This window comes from Tabrizicola sp., assembly GCF_031377265.1.
Classification (GTDB): Bacteria; Pseudomonadota; Alphaproteobacteria; order Rhodobacterales; family Rhodobacteraceae; genus JAUYQR01.
This window is the reverse complement of the sequence record NZ_JANMET010000158.1, coordinates 1-6,110: the sequence shown is the minus strand read 5'-3', so window position 1 is coordinate 6,110 and position 6,110 is coordinate 1. Positions and strand designations below refer to the sequence as shown.

Below are 6,110 nucleotides of genomic sequence, written 5' to 3'. Positions count from 1 at the left end.
ATCATGGGCGCGTCGCTGGTGCAGCGGTTGACGCTGGAAGGGGCTGAGGTGCAATGGCATCGCCACATCGCCCGCGCGTTGCCTGCGATCCGCACACCGCGAAAAACAGTCGACGCTGTCATTTGCGATATCCGGCTGCCCGATGGCACCGGAGAAGAGCTCTACGACACGCTGATCCGGTTTGGAACGCCGCCACCCTTTCTGTTCATCACCGGTCAGGGCGGCATAGATCAGGCGGTGCGCCTGATCCGGTCGGGCGCCGCGGACTATATCACCAAGCCCTTTGACTTGGGACGATTTCTGGAACGGCTCACCCTCGTCATGCGTCACAAAGGCGACCCGGAGATGCCGTCCGAAACCGGGATATCTGCCGCAGCACGCGCAGTGGATCGGCAGGTCCTGGAGGCAACGGGTCGTGACACGCATCTGCTGATCCGGGGGGGGCATGGGCTAGGCAAGGCGCGGTTGGCGCGTCGTGTTCATGACCAGTCGGACCGGCGCGCTGCCCCCTTTGTCAAATGCGATGCCTTGCTTGGACCTGTGGACCAGGCTGATGTCCGAACGGCGATAGAGGAGACTGGTGAAGGCACGTTGCTCATCATCGGCGTTGGTCGGCTGACCCCCGGGGCCCAGGGTTTTCTGTTGCAGACGCTGCGCGCAGCATCCTTGCGGCTGATCGCGACAGCTGGTCTGCGGCTGGAGGAAAAGATCGGGGCAGGCGGGTTTCGCGGTGATCTGTTTCATCTCCTCCAATCCCATGAAATCGTGGTCCCACCCCTGGCTGAACGGCCGGAGGATGCGGTCTGGCTCGCCACCCGGCTGTTCCCCGCTTTCAACGCGCGTCGCACCACTGCGCTTTTGGGTCTGGCCGCCTCGACCGAGGACGCCATCCGCGCACATGACTGGCCAGGCAATGGCCGCGAAGTGCGCGCCCGCCTGATGCGGGCTGTGGAGCAGGCCGAAGGGCCGAAGATTCTGCCGTCCGACCTGTTCCCGGAACAATCCGGGATGGACGTGCTCCGCCCGTTGGCCATCGTCCGCGATGCCGCCGAACGGGCGCAAATCGTCGCGGCACTGGAGCGGACGCATGGCCAGGTCAGCGAGGCCGCCCGCCTGCTGCAGGTGTCGCGCACGACCCTCTGGGAAAAGATGCAGAAGCTGGGTCTTTAGGCACGCCTGCCTGTTCGGAAATCCGAACGCCGGAAAATCAGGCGCGGAATGAACGGCTTGCCGCAGCGCGGCACGGTCATGCGAGCCGTATCCCTCACCCGGTCCGCGTCATTAAACTGACGCAAAACCATAAGCCAGGGAGGATTCTAGCCATGAAATGCAACAAGCTGGTTGACGTCGGCAGGCGTCAATTCCTGCGGGGCGGTGCGATCAGCGCCGTGGGGGCCGCCGCCGCCGCGACCTTTGCCGCGCCTGGCCAAGCCAACGCACAGGCGCTAGCCCGCGTGGAATACCCGGCCAACCGTCTGGCCAACGTGGCTGACCTCAAGCCCAACGAACCGCTCGACATCGCCTATCCCGATGCCGACAGCCCCGGTGTGCTGATCAAGCTCGGCACGCCAGTGCCTGGTGGTGTAGGCCCCGACGGCGACATCGTCGCCTACTCGGTCCTCTGCCCGCACAAGGGCTGGACGCTCAGCTACAACGCGGGGGACAAGACGCTGAACTGCCCCGGGCACTTCAGCCGCTTCGACTGCGAGGCGGGCGGCCAGCAGACCTGGGGTCACGCGACGCAGAACCTGCCGCAGTTCAAGCTTCAGGTGACCGATGCGGGCGACATCATCGCCGATGGCGTGGACGAGCTGATCTACGGTCGGCTTTCGAACGTCCTGACGGCTTAGGGAGGGAAGAAAATGGCTTTCAAACGTCAAACAGACCGGCTGCCAATCATCCCGGCCAGTGCCAAGGTCCACAATGTCACCTGCCACTATTGCATCGTCGGTTGCGGCTACAAGGCCTACACATGGCCGATCAACCAGCAGGGCAGCTTTACCGACAACTGGTCGGGCGCCGACCTGTCAAAGCAACAGGACCTTGAGACCGACAACTGGTATGCCCCGTCGATGTACAACGTGGTGCAGCAGGATGGTCGCCCGGTGCATCTGGTCATCAAGCCTGATGTCGATTGCGTGGTGAACTCCGGCCTCGGTTCGGTGCGCGGGGCGCGTATGGCCGAGAACCGCCGTAGCGACGTGACGGGCTCGCAGGCGCAGCGGCTGACCGATCCGCTGGTCTGGCGCTATGGCACCTGGCAGCCGACTACCTGGGACGATGCGCTGGATCTGGTGGCTCGCGTCACCGCCCGCGTGATTGACAAGGACAACGAGGACGACCTGTTTGTTTCGATGTTCGACCACGGCGGCAGCGCCGGGGGGTATGAGAACACTTGGGGGACAGGCAAGCTTTACTTCGAGTCAATGAAGGTCAAGCATTGTCGCATCCACAACCGCCCGGCCTACAACTCGGAGGTCCATTCGACTCGCGACATGGGCGTGGACGAGCTGAACTACCAGTATGCCGACTACGAGGTGACCGACACGATCTTCCTGATCGGCGCCAACCCGATCGAGACGCAGACCAACCTGTTCCTGAACCACATGGTTCCTGGGATGCGGAATGGGGCCCGGGTACTGATCGTCGATCCGCGCCGCACGGTGACGGTCAACGCCTGCGAGGAAGTCGCGGGCGCTGACAATGTCATGCATCTTCAGATCACCTCGGGCACCGACCTTGCGCTGTTCAACACGCTCTTCACCCACATCGCCGATCAGGGCTGGGTGGATGCCGACTTCATCGCCGCCTCCAGCTTCCAGGGAGACGTTGCGGTGGCCGAAGATGAACAGCACCCTTCCGCGCTCGGCTCGTTCGAAGCGGCGCGGGCGGCCTGCAAGATGACCTTGGCCGAAGGTGCAGCGATCTGCGGGATAAGCGAGGCCGATCTGGCCAAGGCGGCGGAATGGATCGCAAAGCCCAAGGATGATGGCAGCCGCCGCAAGACGGTCACCGCCTACGAAAAAGGTATCATCTGGGGGAATGACAACTACCGCACCATCGGCGCTCTGGTGAACATCGGTCTTGCGACCGGCAACATCGGCCGCGAAGGCGGCGGCGTTTGCCGTCTTGGTGGGCATCAGGAAGGCTACTACCGGCCGTCCGATGCCCATGTCGGCAGGCCCGCTCCCTACATCGACCAGCTTCTGATCGCCGGTCGCGGGAAGGTGCACCACATCTGGGCCAACGACCACTACAAGACCACGCTGAACGCCTCGGCCTTCAAGCGGGAATACAATCGCCGCACCAACATGGTGAAAGAGGCGATGGATGCCCGTGCCGGGGCGACGCGCGAAGAACTGGTGGACGCCATCGTGGCCGCGCTCAACGCGGGTGGTCTGTTCAGCGTCAATGTCGACATCATCCATAGCCAGATCGGCCAGCAGGCTCACGTCATCCTGCCTGCGGTGGAATCGGGCGAGATGAATCTGACCTCGATGAACGGCGAGCGGCGGATGCGGCTTGTCGAGAAGTACATGGACGGCCCTGGCCAATCGATGCCTGACTGCCTGATCGCCGCACGCATGGCCAACCATCTGGAACGCGTGCTGACCGAAGAGGGCCGCACCGAATACGCTGCCCAGTTCAAGGGCTATGACTGGCAGACCGAAGAAGACGCCTTCATGGACGGCTACAACAAGGGCAACCCAGAGGTGACCTATGACCGGCTTCGCGCCATGGGGAACAACGGGGTGCAAGAGCCGGTCACCGGCTACGCCGATGGCAAGCTGATCGGAACGCCGCGCCTCTATGAAAACGGCGTCTTTACCCGGCACGGGCGCGAAGACGGCAAGGCGCTGTTCTGCATGGGCGCGTGGCGCGGGCTTCAAGCCCCGGGCAAGGCACAGCAGAAGGCGAACTACCGGTTCCTGATCAACAACGGCCGGTCGAACATCAACTGGCAGAACTGGTTCCTCGATCAGAAGAACGACTTCGTAGCCGATCGTTTCCCGTTGCCCTACCTTCAGATCAACCCGGCCGATGCGGCCGAACTTGGCCTGAAGAACGGCGACATGGCCGAGGTCTACAACGACGTCGGCGCCACGCAGGCGATGGTCTACATCGAGCCGACGGCAAGGCCGAACGAGACCTTCATGCTGTTTGGCGCACCTTCTGGCACGCAGGGCAACGTGATCAACGCCGGGACCAACGAGTTGATCCTTCCGAACTACAAGCAGACCTGGGGGAACATCCGCAAGATCGCGGAAGCCGGGCCTGCCACAGCCGGGCTCAGCTTCAAGTCCTGGGAAGTCGCGCTCTGACGCCTACCCTGCCGCGCCCGGTACGACACGGGCGCGGCAGGGGCTATCGATCCAAGAAAGGACTGCCACATGAAGTTGGCCTACATCATGTCTTCCGCGCGGGGCGGAACCGACCCCCTGCTTGCGGAAGTGGCCCGACAGCTCCGGCAGCGCGGCTTGCGACTGTGCGGAACCGTGCAGGTCAACACGGAGCGGGATGGCAGCGTGCATTGCGATATGGATCTGATGGTTCTACCCGAGGGCCCTTCGTTCCGTATCTCCCAGAACCGGGGAAACTGGGCGCGTGGGTGCCGTCTGGACGCCGGTTCTCTGGAAACTGCGGTCGAGCATGTTGCACGTTCCGTGGACCGGGGTGCCGACCTGATGATCATCAACAAGTTCGGCAAACACGAGGCTGAAGGGCGAGGGTTTCGCTCGGTGATCGCAGGGGCGCTGGAGCATGGTATGCCGGTTCTCGTAGGGCTGAACGCCCTGAACCGGGAAGCCTTCGATAAGTTCTCGGGGGGATTGGCGACCGAACTGGACGCTGAACTCTGCAGCATCATTCAGTGGGCGGACTTGCCCTTTGCCAACGAGACGCATTCAACAGCCGAATTCCAACTAACGGACCACCTGTAAGCCACGTTGCAAGACGCCGAAAAGGTCAGAATGGCCGGTTGGCCCCAGAGAAGGTTCGACGGCAGTCGCGTTCCCTCCGCCACTTGCCCCCGAGAAAGCGTTCTCCTGATCCGGCTCCGGCCGGATTTTTCCGTTGTTTTCGGGGGTTATGCGGGTGGAGCTGAACACTAGCCCCGACGCGAGGGGGTTCGGACGCGGTCTCTCAGGGCTGGTATTCTCTGGACCTGTTGCCTTCGTGGGTTCGGTGACTTTTCCTTAGTACATTGAAAAATACGTATTTGTTTGGCTTTCCGTGGGCCACTTCGATGTGGGTGGCGCTTGGTGAAACGGGACTGGGATCGGAAGTTCTTTATCTGCTTTGCGCATCACAACACCTCAATCGCAGCTGCGCGGCACCTGGAATCGCTGGGCAGCAGGCTTCCACAGTATTGGAAATCGGCTTCTCGCCCCTGATCACTAACCAGTCAGCAAGAACGAACGACAGCCAATCATCGGTCATCTCTAGGAAAATCCAAAAAGCATCCCTCGAAGGCCGAAAACGGGACCTTCAGCGCTTCCCAAATACCGGCGCCTTCGTCCTTGGGCACGTGGACTTTCATCTGATCGATAGTCAACACCGCAAGTTGAGGGCCGGCTGAAGCCAAGGTCCAAAGGTGAAACTGATGGGCCATGGAAGCCAATGCAGTCTCCCACTCATTCCGGCTTAGGTGAAATGAAGCAAAGTCAGGGCCTCGCTCGCTCGTCTTTACTTCGATCGTCATGCGACGCGTATCCGTCTGCGAGACGCGGGAAAGCACATCATATCCATCAGATGAACTTTCGAGCGCAATCCATTTAGGCACCACGCCCGTCCGGAGCCGCTCGTATTGAAGCGTCATACGCTCACCGCGCCGCCCGATATCAAGAAGAACGCCGTCGCGAAGTCCTCGCGCACGTGCTGCCAGCCCATCCCAGAACTGAACAGTTTCCTCATCTTCACCGTAAGCGAGGCCGGCTTCAACAAACACCTGCCGAATGCTGGCAGGGGCCTGGAGTAACGTCTCCCGGCGGCCGTAAGGAATCAGCTGAAGCCAAGGGGGCTGCTCGATCTCGATAAAGTCGATCAGCATGGTCCGGAGTCCTGCTTGGGGACCTGCAGCACTAGAAGCGCGTTCACCACGAACGGTAACG

General features: G+C 61.8%; 5 protein-coding genes. 4 read left to right on the top strand and 1 reads right to left on the bottom strand.

Annotated features, from left to right (window positions below; all coding sequences use genetic code 11):
- From RMO18_RS08865 to RMO18_RS08850, 4 genes are all read left to right on the top strand, one after another.
- A partial coding sequence (locus tag RMO18_RS08865) for a response regulator (RefSeq protein WP_309665324.1) occupies nucleotides 1-1,170 on the top strand: 1,170 nt, incomplete at its 5' end.
- 152 nt (nucleotides 1,171-1,322) lie between these two features.
- Nucleotides 1,323-1,850 carry an arsenate reductase (azurin) small subunit gene (locus RMO18_RS08860; RefSeq protein WP_309665323.1) on the top strand — a complete coding sequence of 176 codons (528 nt, stop codon included), beginning with the start codon at nucleotides 1,323-1,325 and terminating at the stop codon, nucleotides 1,848-1,850.
- A 12-nt stretch (nucleotides 1,851-1,862) separates the two neighbouring features.
- Nucleotides 1,863-4,322: an arsenate reductase (azurin) large subunit gene (locus RMO18_RS08855; protein WP_309665321.1), complete on the top strand. Its 2,460-nt coding sequence runs from the start codon at nucleotides 1,863-1,865 to the stop codon at nucleotides 4,320-4,322.
- Nucleotides 4,323-4,391: 69 nt separating this feature from the next.
- Entirely contained in the window at nucleotides 4,392-4,940 is a 549-nt protein-coding gene (locus tag RMO18_RS08850; protein ID WP_309665319.1) for a DUF2478 domain-containing protein, read from the top strand.
- Between the two features lie 488 nt (nucleotides 4,941-5,428).
- On the opposite strand, the gene RMO18_RS08845 is transcribed toward RMO18_RS08850, so the two are convergent.
- Nucleotides 5,429-6,049, bottom strand: coding sequence for a DUF3883 domain-containing protein (locus RMO18_RS08845; protein ID WP_309665318.1), 621 nt, complete (start codon nucleotides 6,047-6,049; stop codon nucleotides 5,429-5,431).
- Between the last annotated feature and the right edge of the window lie 61 nt (nucleotides 6,050-6,110).